The 341-nt window shown below is 49.9% G+C and carries 1 protein-coding gene; it reads left to right on the top strand.

The genetic code is table 11. From position 1 onward, the window contains the following. Window positions 1-341, top strand: a 341-nt coding sequence (locus ACNQ0T_RS23410) for a hypothetical protein (protein WP_417930403.1), incomplete at both ends; no start/stop codon positions are given.

Genomic DNA, 341 nt, shown 5'->3' on the forward strand with positions numbered 1-341 from the left:
GGTGTGATGAGCACGCATCAGAGCAGTGCCTATAAAAGCGACACCTCGCCTGTCATGACCTCGACGACACCACAAAGCGGCTATTTATCGAGCGCTTCGACATCCGTCAATATCGAAAACGGTGTCAATGCCACAACCTTACTCTCCGCGTGGGGTGATAGTGTTGCGGTGGTGAAGCAATTAGTCAATCTCCCCGCCTTATTAGTCCAAGATGAACTTGCCGCTTCGGTACCCATGCCGGGTAATGCGCAATTGTCTGATGTACAAGATTTAATCGCGTTGTATCAGGTGCTTGCTGTCTCTGAAATTGCCGCAATCACTGTACAAGTACTATCTGACCC

The sequence above is a fragment of the Enterobacter cloacae complex sp.6700776 genome (genome assembly GCF_048284255.1).
Lineage (GTDB): Bacteria > Pseudomonadota > Gammaproteobacteria > Enterobacterales > Enterobacteriaceae > Enterobacter > Enterobacter intestinihominis.